The 1,033-nt window shown below is 45.4% G+C and carries 1 protein-coding gene and 2 pseudogenes; 2 read left to right on the top strand and 1 reads right to left on the bottom strand.

The window, feature by feature from the left end:
* A pseudogene (locus QUA38_RS29195) lies at positions 1-174 on the top strand (carbohydrate ABC transporter permease); the annotation flags it as partial.
* A 241-nt stretch (positions 175-415) separates the two neighbouring features.
* On the top strand, positions 416-664 hold the full coding sequence (locus QUA38_RS29200; protein WP_333168053.1) for a transporter suffix domain-containing protein: 249 nt from the start codon (positions 416-418) through the stop codon (positions 662-664).
* Positions 665-724: 60 nt separating this feature from the next.
* Here QUA38_RS29200 and QUA38_RS29205 read toward each other — a convergent pair.
* A pseudogene (locus tag QUA38_RS29205) lies at positions 725-1,033 on the bottom strand (hypothetical protein); the annotation flags it as partial.

Below are 1,033 nucleotides of genomic sequence, written 5' to 3' on the forward strand. Positions count from 1 at the left end.
CCGGAGTTGCGGACTGTGCAGTTGGTTCTGGCTGAGTTTCAGGAACAGTTTACTAGCAGTTGGCAGTTGTTGATGGCGGCGGTGGTAATTGGAACAGTGCCGGTGGTATTGCTGTTTTTGGCCGGTCAACGACAGTTTATACGGGGGATTGCGGCGACGGGGATTAAGAATTGAGTTGGAAATGCTTCGCAATTAAGTTGGTCGTCAGATGTTGAACCATTCTCAAGAACAGGCAAGATGCCTGTTCCACAAATACTAAATATTCTTGTGGAACAGGCATCTTGCCTGTTGCTGACATTGGTTCCAGATGTGAGTGTGTAGTCACTCGGCGATTGAACTCGCTACTATACAAACGAAGTCCACTTTAAGCGGACTAACAGATAAAGGGGATATCAAAGCTGTATTATGTGAATCTATGCAAAAACTCGGTTTATTTTTATTTATCGTATCTTTCCTACCGTGGTTGGCAGTCTTATTTGTTGTGCCGTTCCTGCCGCTGGACCTTACCCAAAAAACTACTTTATCTGTAGTTCTAGCTGTTGTGGCCGAAGTGTGTTTTTGGATTAGCGTCGTGCTGTTGGGGAAAGAAGTCGTTACCAAATATCGGCGTTATTTGAATCCACGCTATCTTTGGAAAAAAATCAGAAGTTTTAACCGCAGATGAACCGGAATCGACGCAGATAAGGAGCCGGGAGGTTGGCTTTTATCTGCGGTCAAGGTTGAGCTATTCGCTGAAAATTTGCAAGCGAATAGAGCGTTCTCCGTCTCCGAAATCCACTTCAATCTTTTCTCCCGAAAGAGTGTCCAAGCATCCCAAAAGCAACCGCAAATTGGGTGTGCTTGCTCCTGTATCCACGTACAATCTATCTGCCAAACTGCCTAAACGCTTCCAAATTGTGTAGAGTTTGACTACTGTTTGTTCTAGCTGTGCGGCTTGTTTTACAACGTCGGCGGTGGTTCCCAAACAGCCTACTCGCAAAGATTCTTCTAAGGCCATTTCCATGTCTAAGTGAGACTGATTGAGAGCTTGCAC

The sequence above is a fragment of the Microcoleus sp. Pol12B4 genome (genome assembly GCF_036701385.1).
Taxonomy (GTDB): Bacteria; Cyanobacteriota; Cyanobacteriia; order Cyanobacteriales; family Microcoleaceae; genus Microcoleus.

Excerpts from the sequence above, each read along its gene's own strand:
- QUA38_RS29200 (WP_333168053.1), top strand. The coding sequence starts at position 416 with ATGCAAAAACTCGGTTTATTTTTATTTATCGTATCTTTCCTACCGTGG.